This window comes from Pseudovibrio sp. Ad5 (assembly GCF_001623095.1).
Classification (GTDB): Bacteria; Pseudomonadota; Alphaproteobacteria; order Rhizobiales; family Stappiaceae; genus Pseudovibrio.
Genome location: NZ_LMCH01000059.1, coordinates 190,154 through 206,871, shown reverse-complemented (window position 1 = coordinate 206,871; position 16,718 = coordinate 190,154). Strand labels below are relative to the sequence as shown.

14 protein-coding genes are annotated in these 16,718 nt (G+C 52.5%); 9 read left to right on the top strand and 5 right to left on the bottom strand.

The genetic code is table 11. The features are described from left to right. The first annotated feature begins 35 nt into the window (after positions 1 to 35). The 3 genes from PsAD5_RS17285 to PsAD5_RS17275 all read left to right on the top strand — a co-directional run bounded on the left by PsAD5_RS17285 (position 36) and on the right by PsAD5_RS17275 (position 3,777). The gene (locus PsAD5_RS17285) at positions 36 to 1,649 is read left to right on the top strand and encodes a protein kinase domain-containing protein (RefSeq protein WP_063292979.1); all 1,614 of its coding nucleotides are present in this window, start codon (positions 36 to 38) and stop codon (positions 1,647 to 1,649) included. 155 nt (positions 1,650 to 1,804) lie between these two features. Next, complete coding sequence (locus tag PsAD5_RS17280) at positions 1,805 to 2,962, top strand: protein kinase domain-containing protein (protein WP_063292978.1); 1,158 nt, start codon at positions 1,805 to 1,807, stop codon at positions 2,960 to 2,962. A 146-nt stretch (positions 2,963 to 3,108) separates the two neighbouring features. After that, positions 3,109 to 3,777, top strand: coding sequence for a Crp/Fnr family transcriptional regulator (locus tag PsAD5_RS17275; RefSeq protein WP_063287872.1), 669 nt, complete (start codon positions 3,109 to 3,111; stop codon positions 3,775 to 3,777). Positions 3,778 to 3,836: 59 nt separating this feature from the next. Here PsAD5_RS17275 and PsAD5_RS17270 read toward each other — a convergent pair whose 3' ends face one another. Continuing rightward, positions 3,837 to 5,042, bottom strand: coding sequence for a glycosyltransferase family 29 protein (locus PsAD5_RS17270; RefSeq protein WP_208988673.1), 1,206 nt, complete (start codon positions 5,040 to 5,042; stop codon positions 3,837 to 3,839). Between the two features lie 270 nt (positions 5,043 to 5,312). Between PsAD5_RS17270 and PsAD5_RS17265 the strand changes: the two genes are divergently transcribed. The 6 genes from PsAD5_RS17265 to eat all read left to right on the top strand — a co-directional run bounded on the left by PsAD5_RS17265 (position 5,313) and on the right by eat (position 12,747). Continuing rightward, a complete protein-coding gene (locus tag PsAD5_RS17265; protein ID WP_063292976.1) occupies positions 5,313 to 5,525 on the top strand; it encodes a YgaP family membrane protein in 213 nt (70 codons plus the stop codon). A 148-nt stretch (positions 5,526 to 5,673) separates the two neighbouring features. Next, complete coding sequence (locus PsAD5_RS17260) at positions 5,674 to 6,558, top strand: MBL fold metallo-hydrolase (protein WP_057462117.1); 885 nt, start codon at positions 5,674 to 5,676, stop codon at positions 6,556 to 6,558. Between the two features lie 27 nt (positions 6,559 to 6,585). Beyond that, entirely contained in the window at positions 6,586 to 8,259 is a 1,674-nt protein-coding gene (locus PsAD5_RS17255) for a bifunctional protein tyrosine phosphatase family protein/NAD(P)/FAD-dependent oxidoreductase (protein ID WP_063292975.1), read from the top strand. Between the two features lie 89 nt (positions 8,260 to 8,348). Next, positions 8,349 to 10,097, top strand: coding sequence for a SulP family inorganic anion transporter (locus tag PsAD5_RS17250; RefSeq protein WP_063292974.1), 1,749 nt, complete (start codon positions 8,349 to 8,351; stop codon positions 10,095 to 10,097). Between the two features lie 299 nt (positions 10,098 to 10,396). After that, positions 10,397 to 11,170 (top strand): class I SAM-dependent methyltransferase, encoded by a 774-nt coding sequence (locus tag PsAD5_RS17245; RefSeq protein ID WP_193778160.1) that lies wholly within the window; start codon positions 10,397 to 10,399, stop codon positions 11,168 to 11,170. Between the two features lie 209 nt (positions 11,171 to 11,379). Continuing rightward, positions 11,380 to 12,747, top strand: a complete 1,368-nt coding sequence (gene eat, locus PsAD5_RS17240) for an ethanolamine permease (RefSeq protein ID WP_208988672.1) — start codon at positions 11,380 to 11,382, stop codon at positions 12,745 to 12,747. 10 nt (positions 12,748 to 12,757) lie between these two features. Here the strand turns inward: eat and PsAD5_RS17235 are convergent, their stop codons facing one another. The 4 genes from PsAD5_RS17235 to PsAD5_RS17215 all read right to left on the bottom strand — a co-directional run bounded on the left by PsAD5_RS17235 (position 12,758) and on the right by PsAD5_RS17215 (position 16,717). After that, positions 12,758 to 13,594: a methyltransferase domain-containing protein gene (locus PsAD5_RS17235; protein ID WP_063292972.1), complete on the bottom strand. Its 837-nt coding sequence runs from the start codon at positions 13,592 to 13,594 to the stop codon at positions 12,758 to 12,760. Between the two features lie 534 nt (positions 13,595 to 14,128). Beyond that, positions 14,129 to 14,641, bottom strand: a complete 513-nt coding sequence (locus PsAD5_RS17225; protein ID WP_082596641.1) for an invasion associated locus B family protein — start codon at positions 14,639 to 14,641, stop codon at positions 14,129 to 14,131. A 14-nt stretch (positions 14,642 to 14,655) separates the two neighbouring features. Further along, complete coding sequence (locus PsAD5_RS17220) at positions 14,656 to 15,543, bottom strand: YadA C-terminal domain-containing protein (protein ID WP_063287989.1); 888 nt, start codon at positions 15,541 to 15,543, stop codon at positions 14,656 to 14,658. 583 nt (positions 15,544 to 16,126) lie between these two features. Beyond that, positions 16,127 to 16,717: a cytochrome c3 family protein gene (locus PsAD5_RS17215; RefSeq protein ID WP_063292970.1), complete on the bottom strand. Its 591-nt coding sequence runs from the start codon at positions 16,715 to 16,717 to the stop codon at positions 16,127 to 16,129. Position 16,718 lies beyond the last annotated feature (1 nt).

Below are 16,718 nucleotides of genomic sequence, written 5' to 3'. Positions count from 1 at the left end.
TTGTATCTCTCAGGACCGATTGTCGGAGGAATGCCGTGCCTGCCCAACCCCAAAACCCCGCTGGAAATCAGGAAAACCTGCCGCCAGAGCAAGAGCAATGGCTGGATGCTGTGGAACGGGCATTGAATGTCCGGCTGGGTGAGATCCCTCCGCAAGGTGACAATGCCGTTGAAGACATGATTGTTGATGGGCCTGAGGAAGAGCGCGGCGAGTTTATGGCCATCGTTGAGGATGAAGAGCAGGAAAACATCGAGGAAGGCATTGAGCAACGGCCCACGCACGATCAGCAAGGCCGCATTATCGAAGAGCAAGGCGAGTTTTTGGCGCTTGGAGATGATGAGGACGAACGCGACATTGAGCGGGGTGTTGAGCAGCGCGGTGTAGACTTGCGGCAACCGGAAATCCCGTTTGAGGCCCCGCCGCCTTACGATCCTCCGCCACCTTATGAAGCGGGCGAACAGGAGGATATGGATGACGAGGAATTTGAGGAACTGGAACGGCCCGAGCATCGCGAGTTGCACCAGCATGATCCGCAGCCAGGAGAGGGCGAGCAGCCACCGGAACGCCGGGTTTACAACGAGATGCCGCAGGCAGGTAGCCCTATCCGCCTGAACCGGAAAAATGATGGCACCATGGTTATTGATCGACGCTCTGTTCCAGCCACGATTAAAGCCAAACGGGAACGCAGTTTAGGTCGGCGTGATAAGGTGACTTATGAACCTACTGAACATTCGATGAATGTAGAAGGTCTGCTCACACCGCCCAATAAGGTTGGCAACGAGCGGCTGCAAAGTGTGTTCGCGAGTGGCGCGACAGGATACCTGCAAAAGTTCCCGGATATTGAAGATTCCGCTATCAAACGATGCCATGCGATGGAAGAGGCAAATGGTTCATTGCAGTTTGTTGGTGCCGATCAGATTGTGCATGAGACCAAAATCTTGACCGCTCTCTCTCATTTTAAAGATGCGAAGGGGGCAGAGAATATCATCGAATATCGAGGCTCTGGCATTTCGCAGTTTGGTGATCCGTTCCTGATCATGGAAGAAATGAATGGCGGCACACTTGCAAATCGTATCCCTGATGATCGCGGTCTGGAAGAGCCGCAACTGAATGATTTTGCAAAGGGCGTTCTCTCTGGCATGGCGTTTTTGCAAAATCGGAACATCATTCATCAGGACCTGAAGGCTGATAACATTCTGTTTCGCGAAAATGACAGCACTGTGCCGGTTATCAGTGATTTTGATACAGCCTCAGCACATGAGGGCATTGCCTCTGACCACGAAAATGGCCGGGACTTTGGCTATAGGAGAGGTGGTTCTCCCGATATTCAACCGCCGGAAGTATACGATGAAAATGGCCAGATGACCGGCAAGATCGACTCCTGGAATGGCGGAGTTCTGATGTTACAAGCGGCAATCGGTAATGAGGGGCGACAAGCTTTCCTCGATGAGACCGCAGAGTTTCGTGCACAAGACGGACGCAGAGATCAGGGGCTTTATGATGCCTTTCTTGAGCCGCGCATCGCAAATGTACCGCCAAACATTCAGGCCGTGATCAAAGGACTTCTGAAGATCGATCTGAATGAGCGAATGACCGCTGAGCAAGCATTGGCGCTGATTGAAGATCAGCCAGAGGATGAGCAGCAGTAGCTGCAATTCTCATTATTTTGGTAGGGCTGCCTATACGCTGTTTTGGCTGTTTGCTTTTCAGCGCATAGGCGAACAACGATACTTCCCGATACTGCAGGCTGAAACGAGGAGATCTCGAGTGGTTCGCAAGGCTGGTGACGTTTTCCGAGGTGACAATGGCTGACTATGACACGTGGATGAGAGCTGTCGCCAGAGTCCTGAGCATTGATCTGCCGCCAGCACAAGCTGCAGCGGGCTCTGCAAACGCACGTGAAACGCCTCCGGATAACAGCCCCATCAAGGTGCAAACCAAACCAGACGGAACCATGGTCATTGAGCCGGACTCCGTGCCCTCGGCCTTTCAACATGGCAATACAAATGGTGGCAAACAGCCCTATGGCAACATGTTTGGCATTTCTGAAGAGCATGCCATGGATGTGACAGGCAAGGTCAGTCCTCCTGTCACAGGCGGTGCGGCCAATGCGGAAAATGTGCTGTCTTATGATGCGTCTGGCGTGGTGCAAGACTATCCGTACATGGAAGATGCTGTGATCAAGCGGCCAAACGCGTATTCCGCCGGACCGGATTCCCCGCCCACCTTTGTCGGGGCTGAGCTGTTGGTGCACGAAGCCAAGATTCTCACCGCACTTGGTGAGTTTGATCAGGCGCCCGGCAGTGAGAATATTCTGAAGCTGAAAGGCGCAGGCCTGACGGAGTTCGGGGAGCCATTCGCCATCCGTGAAAAACTGAAGGGTGGGTCGCTGGATGACCGTCTCCCAGAAGACAAAGGCATGGATGAAGAGCCGCTCAACGACTTCGCCGGGGGCCTTCTGGCCGGAGTTTCGTTTTTGCAAAAGCGGAACATCTTCCATCAGGATCTGAACATCGACACCATTCAGTTTCGCGAGGAAGACAGCACAGAACCGGTGATCACCAGCTTTGACTATGCAACGGCGCATGAGGGTGTTGCCGCCGATTGTGAGGATGGCCAGCATTTTGAAATGGAGATAGGCGGTACGCCAAACAACCAGCCGCCTGAACGGTTTGTTGATGGGGCCGAGCTGTCTTCTAAGGTGGATTCCTGGGCAGGTGGTCTTGTGCTTGTTGCGGCAGCTGCTGGCAAAAATGCGCAGCAGGAGCTGATTGATGAACTTCAGGAGTTCCGCAGTGGCAGCAGCAATGATCAATCTTTGCTGGATAAAAAGCTGGAAGCGCGGTTGGACGGCACACCGGACAACATCAAGGGCGCGATTAAAGGTTTGCTGAAGCTATCTCCGGAAGAGCGCTTGTCAGCTGAAGAGGCTTTGGGTGTTGTCGGCGAACGCGCAGAATAAGGCTGAAGTGAAAATTTATTCCTGAATGCAGCTGGTAGCACAGGGTCATTAGATTATTCTTCTGCTAAAGGCCCTGATTGCGCTAAACGCTTTTATGCACTATGCCAAGAATATACGCATTCTTGGGGGCGTTTCGGGAGGAAACCATGACAACCGCTGCTGCCAATTGGATCGATCGATTCCAAGGCCTTTCCAAGCTGGAAAATCACATCAGGGACATTCTGGTTAATCGTAGCACCATTGTCTCTGTGCCTGCCGACACCATCATCTTTGGTCCTGGTAAAGCCCCGGAAAACCTCCTGCTTTTGCTTTCAGGTTCCGTGCGCGTGCAGCAGCTTTCTGAAGGTGGACGCGAGATCATTCTCTACCGTGTGCATGCAGGTGAAAGCTGCGTGCTAACGACGGCCTGTCTGCTGGCCTATGAGGATTATTCAGCAGAAGGCATCGCGGAAACGGATACGCAGGCGGTCGCTATTCCGCGCATGGTGTTTGATGATCTCATTGCCCAATCCGAAACCTTCCGCCGCTTTGTGTTCTCCGCCTACTCCAAGCGCATCACGGATCTGTTTTTGGTGATCGAAGAGATTGCGTTCCAACGCATGGACATCCGCCTTGCGCAAAAACTGCTGGAACTTGCTGGCAGCAGCAAGCAGGTGGCCACCACGCACCAGCAAATGGCAGCAGAACTGGGCACGGCGCGCGAGGTCATCTCCCGCCAGCTGCGCGAGTTCCAGCGCCGTGACTGGATAACCCAATCCCGCGGAACCATCGAGATTGTTGACCGCGCTGGACTGGAAGTTCTGGCAAAAGCCTAGAGCGTATTCCCGAAACGCGGTTTCGATTTAAGGATGAGAATACGCGTAAAAACTAGGCTTCAGAGTTTAAGAGAAACCCTCGGGTCGCGAGCCATCCATTTTTGAACTTCATGATGCTCGCGGTCATAATCATGATCCGCCCGCGCCTTGCTGGGCTCAATGTGGTTGGTGTTTGTGGGGGAGGCGAAGAAGTCAAAGCCGTAGATGTTGATATGTTTGTAGCCGCCCAGCTCTTCCAGCAGGCCCAATAGGCGGAAACCGGTGCTCGGCTTCTTCTCTGTACGCGCTTGATAACTCCTCAACTCTGCGGGTTTCATCAGGTAGACAACATCGTTATGTCTGGCGAGCCAATGGGGCAGAGAGAAACTACGTTCAGCCGGTGTCCAGATAACCCGCCGCGCCTGCTCGCCATACACAAAGCTTTTGGGAATATCGAGGCTTGTTGCCACCCATGAGAGCTTCTGCCCATGGCTTTTGGTGTGCGGAATTGTACTGCGGTTCAGCCGGATCACGATGTCATGGCCGTCAATTTCAGGTCCATACTCTTTGTTGCTGAGGGATTGTGCGTTGCCAACGACGGCGATGCGTTTGCCAGCAATATCGTTCTGCAATTCGTGTTTCGGCACGTACCCCTTCAACATCTTCATCCGCAGCATGCGCAGAATGTGTTTGCGCTTTGCCACCGAGTTGGCGCGCCTGCGCTGTCGGTAAACCTGTCTCAGGTTCTGCCGCGCTTCAGCAGAGGCGTCCCACGTGACATAAAATTGCTGGTCGTTATTAGTGCTGCGCAAAACCTCAACATACGGGAAGTGCTGCGAGAGTTTCTCCTGCCACCACGGTGCTGAATGCACGGTGCAGTGTGCGTTGGAGCCGTCCGCCAACAAGGCTGTCGCGTAAAGGGTTGGGATATGGAAGATAACATTGTCTGATCTGGCCTGAATGTCCGCCAAAACGTCGTCCAGTTCATCCTCCGGCACGTGCTCCAGCACATCTGTGTTCAGGACAAGATCGAAACGCCCATCGGGCATATCGTTGTATTCTGAAATGCAAGGATCGTAGCGGTGTGAGGTGCATTGCAGGTTCGCCGCAAGCTCTTCAATCAATGAGCTTTTTCCGCAGCCGTAATCCAGAATTCTTGCAGGCTTCACGTCTTGTGCCAGCGGCAGGATAACGTCCATCAGGTAGGATGAGGAGGTGCCGTACCCGGGGTTTGATTTGTGAAGCTGAGTGTAAAAATCTTTGTTTGCTACGGAGACTTCGGTCAACTGGAACCCCAACTGCTTTCTGGCGCACGCCTCGGGCAATCGAATCTTCCGGCTGTGCCCTTCAACGCTATGCTAGCCAGAAATTGGATCTCTGAAACCTATGGATTGTTCTGGGATAGCCAGCTGGCATTATGACCTTTGGGCATTTCGCATTGATTTTTAAGGCGCTTCGAAGAAAAGAAGGGTTTGGAGCGGAGTTTGGTGACTTCGTCACTGAAGCCTTTGCGAAGACTCGTTATCCGTTAGGCCACGTACCTGGAGGACGAGACTATGATGGCTAACGTTGGAACTATTGATCGCATTCTTCGTTTTATTGTCGGTGTTGTGCTGATTGCACTGCCGTTGTCTACCAACATTTCTTTGTTTCTGCAGCCACTTTTCTTTTATGGCGCAATCATTGTTGGCATTGTAATGCTGCTGGTTTCCGCCGTGCGGATTTGCCCGTTCTACTCCATTTTTGGAATTAAAACCTGCCGCGTTTAAGCATGTTTCCGGAGATCACAAACTGATTTCCGACAAAAAAATATAATAAGAAATGCTTAGGCGGCTGTGCAGGCGGTCGAACACGAAAACAAACAAGTGCACGTACCATCGACCGCCACTGCGCACGCGTTAACTTATTGAGGAAGTTATGACGAACTACCCCGTGAACATGGCTGTCGAGCCTGAAGTCAGGGCCTTTTTTGACCCCGGCACCAATACAATTAGCTATGTAGTGAAGGATCCTGCCTCATCTTCTGTTGCCATCGTCGATTCCGTTATGGACATCAACTATGCAGCGGGCCGCATCACCTATGACAATGCGGATGAGATCATCAAATACGTGCAGGACAATGGCCTGGCGGTTGAATGGCTGATTGAGACCCATGTTCATGCCGACCACCTCTCTGCTGCTCCGTATATTCAGGAGAAGTTGGGCGGCAAAATCGGCATTGGTGAGAACATCACCGTGGTTCAGGACACATTCGGCAAGGTGTTCAACGAAGGAACTGAATTCCAGCGCGACGGAAGCCAGTTTGACAAGCTGTTCAAGGACGGGGACAGCTATCAGATCGGCACCATGACTGCGTTTGCCATTCACACACCGGGTCATACTCCCGCTTGCATGGTTCACGTTGTGGGCAATGCGACGTTTGCGGGCGATACCCTGTTTATGCCGGATGGCGGCTCTGCTCGTGCGGACTTCCCGGGCGGAGATGCTGCAACGCTTTATGACAGCATTCAGAAGGTACTGTCGTTGCCTGACGAGATGCGCCTGTTCATGTGCCACGACTACGGCCCGAATGGCCGCGACATTGAGTGGGAAACCTCAGTGGGCGCGGAGAAAGAACATAACATCCACGTTGGTAAAGGCCACTCCCGCGAAGATTTCATCAAATTCCGCACCGAGCGTGATGCACAGCTGGACGTACCAAAGCTGATCATTCCGTCTTTGCAGGTGAACATGCGTGCAGGTGCAGTGCCGACCGATGAAGACGGCGTTCCAATGCTCAAAGTGCCAGTCAACGCACTTTGATCTGATGATGTGAGGAGGGGAAACATCATGCACATTAAGAGTATCAGCTCATCACTTTCTGTCTGTCCGCAGATTACTGCGCAAGACGTTCAGAAGATCGCGGACCTGGGCTTCCGCAGTATTGTTTGCAACCGTCCGGACGGGGAAGGTGCAGACCAGCCGGTGTTTGACGAGATTGAAGCAGCTGCGAAAAAGCTGGGTCTGGAAACACGCTATCTGCCGGTTATTTCCGGTAAGGTGTCTGACGAAGACGCCGAGGCCTTTGGCAAGGCCATGAACGAAATTCCGCGCCCGGTGCTGGCCTACTGCCGCACTGGCACGCGCTGTGCCACGCTGTGGTCTCTCAGTCAGGCTGAGACTTTGACCGTGGCCGATATTCTGGCAGCCACTAAGTCCGCTGGCTATGACATGGCAGGCGTCGTGCGCCGCATTGCCAATGGAGGCAGAACACCAACGGACCGTGCAGATGCCTCGTTTGATGTGGTGATTGTGGGCGGCGGTGCTGCTGGCATTGCCGTGGCCGCGAGTTTGAAATCCCGTAAGAGCGATCTTGAGATCGCTGTCATTGATCCTGCTGATATTCATTACTATCAGCCGGGTTGGACCATGGTTGGCGGTGGCATCTTCAATGCCTCCCAGACCGCTAAAACCATGGGCTCGCTGATTCCGCGAGGCGTGCACTGGCTTAAATCCGCGGTGGCTGCGTTTGAACCGCAAGACAATGCGGTCATTCTGGATGGTTGCCGCGTCGTGAAATACGATCGCCTTGTGGTGTGCCCCGGTCTGAAGCTGGACTGGCACAAGGTGGAAGGGCTGGTCTCCACGCTTGGCAAGCACGGCGTCACCTCCAACTATCGTTACGATCTGGCACCCTACACGTGGCAACTGGTGAGCAACATGAAAGAGGGCCGTGCGCTCTTCACCCAGCCGCCGATGCCAATTAAATGCGCCGGAGCACCGCAAAAAGCGCTTTACCTTTCCGGTGATTACTGGCGCAAGCAAGGCGTGCTGAAGAACATCGACATTCAGTTCCACAATGCGGGCGGCGTGCTGTTTGGTGTGAAGGAGTATGTACCTGCGCTGGAGAAGTACATCGATCTGTACAACGCAGACCTCAACTTCTTCAACAATCTGGTCGCCATTGACGGCCCTGGGAAGAAGGCCTGGTTTGATGTGGCCAAGCCGGACACGCCGGTTGAGCGGGTGGAAGTTGACTTCGACATGATCCACGTGTGCCCACCGCAATCTGCACCGGACTTCATCCGTGTCTCGCCACTGGCGGATGCAGCTGGATGGGTGGATGTGGATCATATAACGCTGCGCCACAAAACGCACAGCAACATCTGGTCGCTGGGTGATGTGATGAACGCACCCAATGCAAAAACAGCTGCCGCAGCTCGCATGCAAGCACCAATCGTTGCCGAAAACCTTGTTGCAGACATCGAAGGTCGCTCACAACCAGCGATGTACAACGGCTATGGCTCCTGCCCGTTGACCGTGGAGCGCGGAAAGATCGTGCTTGCTGAGTTTGGGTACGGCGGCACCTTGCTGCCAAGCTTTCCGACATGGCTGCTGGATGGCACCAAGCCGACGCGCGCAGCCTGGATCCTGAAAGAGCAGATCCTGCCACCGGTTTACTGGTGGGCAATGCTGCGCGGCAAGGAATGGATGATCAAGCCTGAGAAGGTTAGCGCTAGCTAAAATAAGCATTGCGGCCTTTGCTGAATTAATATCATGTATCCGGGGGAGCTGCTTCCCCGGATTAATCTATGCACTTTGAAGGCAGACCCATGTTCTCCTCGGCCTTTCGGCGATATTTGCCCGTTTTAACTTGGGGCAGAAACTATAATAAAGACAGTTTTTCTAATGACATGATTGCAGCAGTGATTGTGACGATCATGCTGATCCCGCAGTCTCTTGCTTATGCTTTGCTCGCTGGCCTGCCGCCGGAAGCTGGGCTTTATGCGTCAATTCTACCGATTATTTTGTACGCCATCTTCGGCACCAGCCGTGCGCTGGCCGTGGGCCCTGTCGCTGTTGTTTCGCTTATGACGGCAGCCGCGATTGGCCAGATCGCAGACAGTGGCACAGCAGGTTATGCCATTGCTGCACTGACCCTTGCCATGCTGTCCGGCGGTATTTTGCTGCTGATGGGCGTGTTCAAACTCGGCTTCCTTGCCAACTTCCTCTCCCACCCTGTAATTGCCGGTTTCATCACGGCCTCAGGTGTTTTGATCGCCAGCAGCCAGCTCAAACACATTCTGGGCGTGGATGCGAAAGGGCATACGCTGGTGGAGATTGTCTTTTCCATCTGGGATCATCTGGGCGAAGCCAATCTGGCGACGATCCTGATTGGTGTTTCGGCCACTTTGTTCCTATTCTGGGTGCGCAAGGGCATGAAACCGATGCTGCTGAACATGGGCCTGAAGCCACGCCTTGCAGATGTTTTGACCAAGGCTGGACCGGTCGCTGCCGTGGTGGTGACGACAGCTGTGGCGTGGATCTTCAGTTTAGATCAAGCCGGAGTAAAGATTGTCGGTGCTGTGCCGCAAAGCCTGCCGCCGCTCAGCATGCCAAGCTTCTCCAGTGAGCTGATCGGCGCACTGTTTATACCTGCGCTGCTGATCTCCATTATTGGTTTTGTGGAGTCCGTTTCCGTGGCGCAAACGCTGGCAGCCAAAAAGCGTCAGCGTATCGATCCTGATCAGGAGCTGATTGGTCTGGGTGCTGCCAATCTTGGAGCAGCCTTCACAGGTGGTTATCCTGTAACGGGTGGGTTTGCCCGTTCCGTGGTCAACTTTGATGCGGGTGCTGAAACGCCTGCTGCTGGTGCTTATACGGCGGTTGGTCTGGCGATTGCTGCTGTTTCCCTCACACCGCTCATCTTCTTCCTGCCCAAGGCCACATTGGCTGCAACCATCATTGTGGCTGTGTTGTCTCTGGTGGATTTCAGCATTCTTAAGCACAGCTGGAGCTACTCCAAGTCTGATTTCTCAGCCGTGGCTGCCACCATTTTGCTGACCCTCGGCTTTGGTGTTGAGACAGGTGTTTCTGCAGGCGTGATCCTCTCCATTGGGCTTTACCTCTACAAAACCTCCCGGCCTCACATTGCAGAGGTTGGGCTGGTGCCGGGGACCGAGCACTTCCGCAATATCAACCGGCATGAAGTGCTGACAACGCCAGAGCTGCTGACTATCCGCATTGATGAAAGCCTCTACTTCGCCAACGCGCGTTTTCTGGAAGATTACATCTACGACCGTGCGGTGGATGATGAGTGCCTCAAGCATGTGGTGCTGCAATGTTCTGCGGTGAATGAGGTGGATCTGAGTGCTTTGGAGTCTCTGGAAGCCATCAATCACCGGTTACAAGACGCAGGCATCACGCTGCACCTTTCAGAGGTGAAAGGCCCGGTAATGGACCGCCTGCAACGCTCGCACTTTCTTGATGAGCTGACGGGCAAAGTGTTCCTCTCCCAATATCAGGCCCAAGAGGAGCTCGCCTCCGTCTGTACCCGCCAAACCGCTCAGGCGCCTGCCTGATTCACCCCCCTTATCAGGCAGACCCAAGAGACCCCGTGGATCCCCTCCACGGGGTTTTTATGTTCGGGGGTGTAGTTAGCAACGAGATGATCCAGCTCTCCTACTTGCCGCCATTCATCAGCTCACAGGCATTCGCAGGAGCAGCGTGCCTGTGGACCAAAAGCCAACTATGCACTAACGTTCAAGTCGAACCACTCAAGCGGCGCAGGGCAATTGAGTATAATCATACACTTAAAGCATACCAGCTCTCTCTTGGTAACGAGGCTAGGGATGGTGCGCCTTTTTTCGGAGAAATTCCATTGTCCGACATTGCCGGGGCCACATTCAAAGCACCTGAAGTTGCCGGTTTTTACCCGCGCCGCCCTCCTTACGCTCAGCAAATTTACGAGTGCATCATTGATCGGTCTTCCGCAACACACCGCTTATTGGATCTGGGCTGCGGCGAGGGCAAAATTGCCAGACCAATGACGAAAGTCTTTGATCAGGTTTGTGCCGTCGACCCCTCCGCTAACATGATCAAATTAGGCCGGTCCTTGGAAAACGGTGGGACAGACAACCTTGAATGGGTGGAGGCGACAGCCGAAAGGGCGCCTTTGACGGGTAAGTTTGACACAGTCACTTTTGCATCAAGCATCCATTGGATGGAACCAAGCAGGCTGTTCCCTAAACTTGCAAACCACTTAAGTGAAAATCATATTCTTGCAATCATTCAGGGCGATGCAGCGTTTCAGCCGCCGTGGCATGATGAGTGGCAACAATTTTTGGCAAAATGGGTGTCTCAAATCACAGGTGAAGAGGTAAATTCTAACAAATGGCGGGCGACCCAAGCCAAACATTTGGACTATATCAATCTCCTTGAAACCAAAGAGTATGTTTCGCAGCCTTTCCGGCAAACCGTTGAGGACTTTATCTTGTGCCAGCATTCGCGTGATACTTTCGCGCTGGCAAAGCTGGGCGTCCGCCGCCAAGACTTTCACAATGAACTTAAAGCCCTTTTGCAGCCTCATGCTAATCGCGAGGGTCAACTGACATTTCAAGTCAAAACCCATTTGACAATCGCTAGGATTAAGTGAGCTTCGGCCCTCCCAATGCAAAGGTCATCCCAAAAACCTAGCTGAGCCTGAATATCCTCGCCAATGATCAGGCTGCTCGTTTCAATACACTCCCGCTGATGGGAATTAATGCAGAAAAGACGAGAGGGTCAACATTACGCCAACTGTTGCTTAGGGGCAGTCCGAGAGAAATAGCGGGTGTTGGGCGTTGGGGCAGGAGTAGTAAGCTGGTGGCTTACTCCAGGCTTTCGATCCGTTCATGGGCATCAATTGCAATGAAACACGAAGAGAAATCACAGCTTCAAAAGGGAGCCGCAGGCTGGTTTTTGCTGGCGACACTCGGGGTTTCCTATGTGATTTCGGGCAGTTTTGCCGGGTGGAACTATGGATTTGCGGTGACGAACTGGTTCGGCATGGTCATCGCAGTGGTATTGATGGGGCTGATGTATTTCTGCCTTGTTCTGTGCCTTGCAGAGATGTCTGCCGCCTTGCCGAGTGCCGCAGGGGGCTATCGGATCTCGCGGAAGGTGATGGGAGATACAGGCGGCTTTGCAACGGCGCTTGCGGTTTTGCTGGAGTATTCCATCGCGCCAGCCGCGATTGTGATCTTCATTGGACAGTATCTTGAAGCGCTTTGGGGTATCAATGGCCCCTTGGTTTATGCAGTGTTTTACGTGGTCTTCATCGGTGTGCACCTGCTTGGAGCTGGTGAGGCCCTGCGTTTTATGTTGGTTGTGACGGCTTTTGCTGTGCTGGCGATTGTGGTGACGTTGGTGGCGCTGGTGCCGCATTTCAGCTTTGCCAATCTGGCGGCCTCTGTTCATTTCAGCTCTGATCAGCAAAACCTGCTGGCATTCGATGAAGTTTCAGTCTGGGCAGCCCTTCCGTTTGCCATGTGGCTGTTTCTAGCGGTGGAAGGCGTACCTCTTGCAGCGGAGGAGGCCAAGAACCCAGCGGTTGATCTGCCGCGCGGTATCATTGGGGCCATGTTGTTTCTACTGGCCAATGGGCTGCTTATTGTTGTGTTTATTCCCGGTGCTGCGACCGCTGTGGAAGTGGGAGATTACGGCGCGCCACTGGTAGATGCGCTTGATCATGTGTTCGGCGAAGATTCCGTTCTGGCCGCCATAGTCAATCTGATCGGGCTTACAGGACTGATTGCTTCGTTCTTCTCTATCATTTTTGGATACAGCCGCCTGGTCTTTGCCATGTCGAGAGAAGGATATTTGCCCCGGTTCATGTCCGCGATCAGCTCACGAAAGGTGCCACACTGGGCGCTGATAATACCGGGTGTGATCGGCTTCCTCTGCTCGCTGACGGGTAAAGGAGAGTTAATGATCAACATTGCAGTGATCGGTGCGACGCTCTCCTATGCGCTGCAAAGCGTGAGTTATATCTTGCTAAAACGAGATTATGCCGAGTTGCACCGGCCTTATCGTGCGCCGGGTGGGCAAAAAACGGCGTATGTAACGCTCGCTCTTTCGCTTTTGGCACTTACTTCGTGCTTTGCGTATGATCTTGTGGCTGCGTTGATTGCTTTGGCCCTCATGGGGCTGGGTGTTGGCTATTATGTTTTGCTGGGTCGAAGAAGGGCTTAAGACTCTCACCTCAGCCTAACGCTGGCTTTTCGCCATAGAGCTTGATGGCCTTCACTTTACCTGAGAGTTCGGTGACAGCCTTGTCCAGCATTACATCTGTTGAAAGCCCAAGTTGTTTGGCCAGTTCATCCAATGCAACGGGTAGCTCGTCTTTGATGAGCTGTTTCAGGACGGCATCCTCATAGGTCATACGGTCCAGAACGGTCAGCGCAGTGAGACCGCTGTTTCCTGCGTACTCCAAATAAGCTGCTTCTGAGACCGCGCCAGAGATACAGGCGGACAGAAGATCCTGATGCATATGCAGCCAGTCCGGTAAGTCCTCCGCCAGCATGTCTGAGATCACAAGTTTGCCGCCCGGCTTGAGCACGCGGTTGATCTCAGAAAACACAGCAGCTTTGTCGGTGGACAGGTTGATAACGCAGTTTGAGATGACCCAGTCCATGGACTGAACCGGGAATGGCAGATGCTCAATAACACCTTGATGGAGTTCAATGTTATGGAGGCCATGCTGCTCGCAATTGCGTTTAGCCAGCGCAATCATATCCTCACTGACATCAATGCCGATGACTTTACCCGATGGACCTGTCTTCTCGGCGGCAAGGATAAGATCCAGTCCCGCGCCGGAGCCAAGATCGAGCACCGTCTCCCCTTCTTTGAACTGCGAGAAAGCCAGCGGATTACCACAGCCGAAACTGGACCCGAGCAAGTGCTCGGGTATCTCTTGCGCATCATAATCAGGAGCCAGTGCTTGCTGGAAGGTGTTTCTGCCCTTCGTGTCCGCAAGCTTGCCGGAATAAAAGGCGGCGATGTTTGAGAGGTGCTCTGATTTCTTCACTCGGTCGGTCAACGACGTCACCCTCCTGCTGCTGCGCGTTATAGCTCTGTGTAATCCTAGTTTACGCTGTACAGCAGGGGCAAACTTCATGGTCTGACAGACAAAACAAAGCGTTAAGCGATGGCTGCTTTTCACGCGAGTTATCGGGAAGCCTCATGAGATTGCGAGACCTGATACCCAAAGATGAAGCTAGGTGTTTTGTGCGGGAGATGATCCGGGGACGCGCAGTGTTTGCGGGCTTGTTAGGCTGCTATCTGCCACTTCCTTGCAAAGCAGCAGCGCGTGTCAGTCCGCGCAATCGGAGAGAGTTAGGCACTCCGATCGTAGCAAGGCCTGGTAAGGAGGTGGTATGTTGGATGAACCTTGCGATTAAGCTTAAGTTTAAGCTGCGCATGACAAGAGCCCGGAATCGACTGACCATCTTCTTCCGAGCTCTTATTAAAGTCATCTAGCGACGGGAATGGGGGGCGAGAGCCTCCCGTTCCTATCTTCCTCAATATAGACCCCAAAGCTTAAAGCTTCAACCATGGGTCTTGGCAGGGCAAATCAGCCGGTTGTCTCATCTGGCAGCAAGACTGCCATGCGTTTGGTGAACTCTTCCCAGTTGCGGGTGAAGCCGATCAGAGAGTAGTTCAGCGCCAGCTTTTTGCGGTCATTGGTCTTGGTGACTACAATGGACATGGCCTTGCCGCGTTTGAGGAAGTTGACGATGGTCTTGTTGGCGTTAAACGCCGCCTCGCACCCGTCTGGCTGACAGGTGATCAGCTTGGCGTCGAACAAGGCATCATCATCAATGCCAATCTGGATACCGCTGGGGATGTGGATCCCGAGCGGCAGCTTGATAATAGCTGCATACACATCTGCTTCGAGTTTGCGAAACATGATGGAATTTACCAGCGCACCGTTCTCAAGCCGGATTTCAGCGTAGACCTGACACAGGTCACTGCTGCATTTGACTGACCAATCCTCTTCATTGGAAGGCTCAGTGGTGCTGTACGCATTTACACCCTGAAAGAAAAAGAGCATTGCCGCTGTCAGCAGGATCCAGATTGGTTTCATGATCTACATCCTTGTTAGAAGGAGAAGCCCAGGCCAGCACCAGCAGTGACGTTGTTGCTGAAGTCTGTGGCTACAGAAGCTGTAACAGCCATGTTCTCGGTTGGCAGGAACGCCACTTTCAGAGCAGATGCAGCTTTGCCTTTGAAGTGTCCAAAACCACCGGAAACGGAGATACCGTTTTTGCCACCCTGAAGGACCGGCGCATTGGCAATCGCCACCGCCATCGCCACACCGCTGCGCAGCTCGTCAACATCCTGTTCCAGTGAGACGATGCTGGAGGTGTTGGAAGAGATGTTTGCGGCGTTTGTGGAGATATTGGCGGTATTGGTCGCAATATTCTGCTTGTTGGTATCGATACGATGGGAGTTTGAACTGATGAACGCCCGATTAATGTGAATATTGCGTGCGTTCGAACCGATGAATGCGCGATTAGATTGGATACCGCGTGCGTTTGAACCAATGAAGGCACGATTAGTTTGGATGTTTCTCTTGTTACCTACGATGTCTCTAGCGTTGGCGTAGATCCGACTAGTGTTGTTAGATATGCGACGATTGGTGTGACCAATATCAGATTTGATACGTGAAATGTCGCTATCGTTACTGGTGATGCGTTTTGCTTGAGCATTCAGTGCGCTCTGATCTGCCTTATTATTGATCTTTGTTGCGAGCGTACCGCTTAAATCTGATTCATCAATATCACTTATGGTTGCAGTGATATCTGTTGCTCTACCAGATTGACCAGGATGGAACTCAGTTCTTTCAGCATCTGTTCCTGCATCTACGGTAATTGTTTTGTCATTCGTTGTCACAGTGCCATCAGAAACATCGATTTTTGCAGCTTGAGCGGTGCTCATGCCGGCAACGAGGGCCACGATTGCAGCAGAAAGCTTCAAAGCGTTCATCTTTTTATGTCCTTTCAGAGGGGCGAAGCTTGTATGTGCTTTGCCCGGTCTAAAGTTTTCAGCTGCAACGTCATGCACGTACACCTGAATTGAGGACGAGTTTATTAGTTCCGCAAAAACAATGGGTTGCAGATGGGGTGTGTTCTAATACGCTCGATTTTTAAGGAGCATATGGCCCCCAGTTTTTATCGGAGTGTTAAAAAGCACTGGTATAAGGCTGGAGACCTTCCCTAAGGAAATTAGGAGTAACCCTAGGGTGAAAATATTCAAAAAATTTCAGGCAAGACTTGCAATGGTTAATATTTGTAAACTCTCGCAAAATTGCGGGAATTGAGGTGACTCTGAGGCATTTTTCAGAAATTTTCCTCATGAGTATATTTCATATAATTTTAATTGATAAAATTATGGAATAAATGTGGACAAGAAAAAACCCCGTGGTTTCAAACCGCGGGGTTCTTTTGTCTGAGCATGTGATGGGTCTTAGAACTCGCCGCGCGCACTTGCAAACACGCATTGAGTTCTAAAGTCTTTGCTTGAGTGAATTTGCGAGATTTGACCGTAACCAATCAAGCAAGCTTCACTCTTAATGACCCTCTTTCAGCAGGCTCAGATCAGGTAGCTTGTGTGCGATGCCTTTGTGGCAGTCGATACAGGTCTTCTCACCAGTCACGAGGAATTTCTCATGCTGCTCAGAAGCTCTCAGGCTCTGGCGTGTAAAGTCCATGGATTCTTCACTGTGACAGTTACGGCATTCAAGAGAGTCGTTGGCTTTAAAGCGAGCCCATTCGTGGCTTGCCAGCTCAAGACGCTTGTCCTCGAATTTCTCCGGTGTGCTGATTGTGCCGAAGATCTTGCCATAAACTTCCTTGGATGCCTGAATCTTACGGGCAACCTTGGAGGTCCAGTTGTGAGGTACGTGACAATCAGGGCAAGTCGCACGCACACCAGACCGGTTGGTATAGTGAATGGTGGTCTTGAGTTCCTGATAGACAGTGTTTTCCATTTCGTGACACCCAATACAGAATTCTTCTGTGTTGGTGACTTCCAGGGCGGTGTTGAAACCACCCCAGAAGATGATGCCAGCGACGAACCCGCCAAGTGTCAAAAAGCCGAGGCTGTAATGGACACTAGGTTTGCGGATAACCTGCCAGAACCGTTTGATAGCTGAAAACATA

Excerpts from the sequence above, each read along its gene's own strand:
- PsAD5_RS17280 (WP_063292978.1), top strand. The coding sequence starts at position 1,805 with ATGGCTGACTATGACACGTGGATGAGAGCTGTCGCCAGAGTCCTGAGC.
- PsAD5_RS17275 (WP_063287872.1), top strand. The coding sequence starts at position 3,109 with ATGACAACCGCTGCTGCCAATTGGATCGATCGATTCCAAGGCCTTTCC.
- PsAD5_RS17265 (WP_063292976.1), top strand. The coding sequence starts at position 5,313 with ATGATGGCTAACGTTGGAACTATTGATCGCATTCTTCGTTTTATTGTC.
- PsAD5_RS17260 (WP_057462117.1), top strand. The coding sequence starts at position 5,674 with ATGACGAACTACCCCGTGAACATGGCTGTCGAGCCTGAAGTCAGGGCC.
- PsAD5_RS17255 (WP_063292975.1), top strand. The coding sequence starts at position 6,586 with ATGCACATTAAGAGTATCAGCTCATCACTTTCTGTCTGTCCGCAGATT.
- PsAD5_RS17250 (WP_063292974.1), top strand. The coding sequence starts at position 8,349 with ATGTTCTCCTCGGCCTTTCGGCGATATTTGCCCGTTTTAACTTGGGGC.
- PsAD5_RS17225 (WP_082596641.1), bottom strand. The coding sequence starts at position 14,641 with ATGAAACCAATCTGGATCCTGCTGACAGCGGCAATGCTCTTTTTCTTT.
- PsAD5_RS17220 (WP_063287989.1), bottom strand. The coding sequence starts at position 15,543 with ATGAACGCTTTGAAGCTTTCTGCTGCAATCGTGGCCCTCGTTGCCGGC.
- PsAD5_RS17215 (WP_063292970.1), bottom strand. The coding sequence starts at position 16,717 with ATGTTTTCAGCTATCAAACGGTTCTGGCAGGTTATCCGCAAACCTAGT.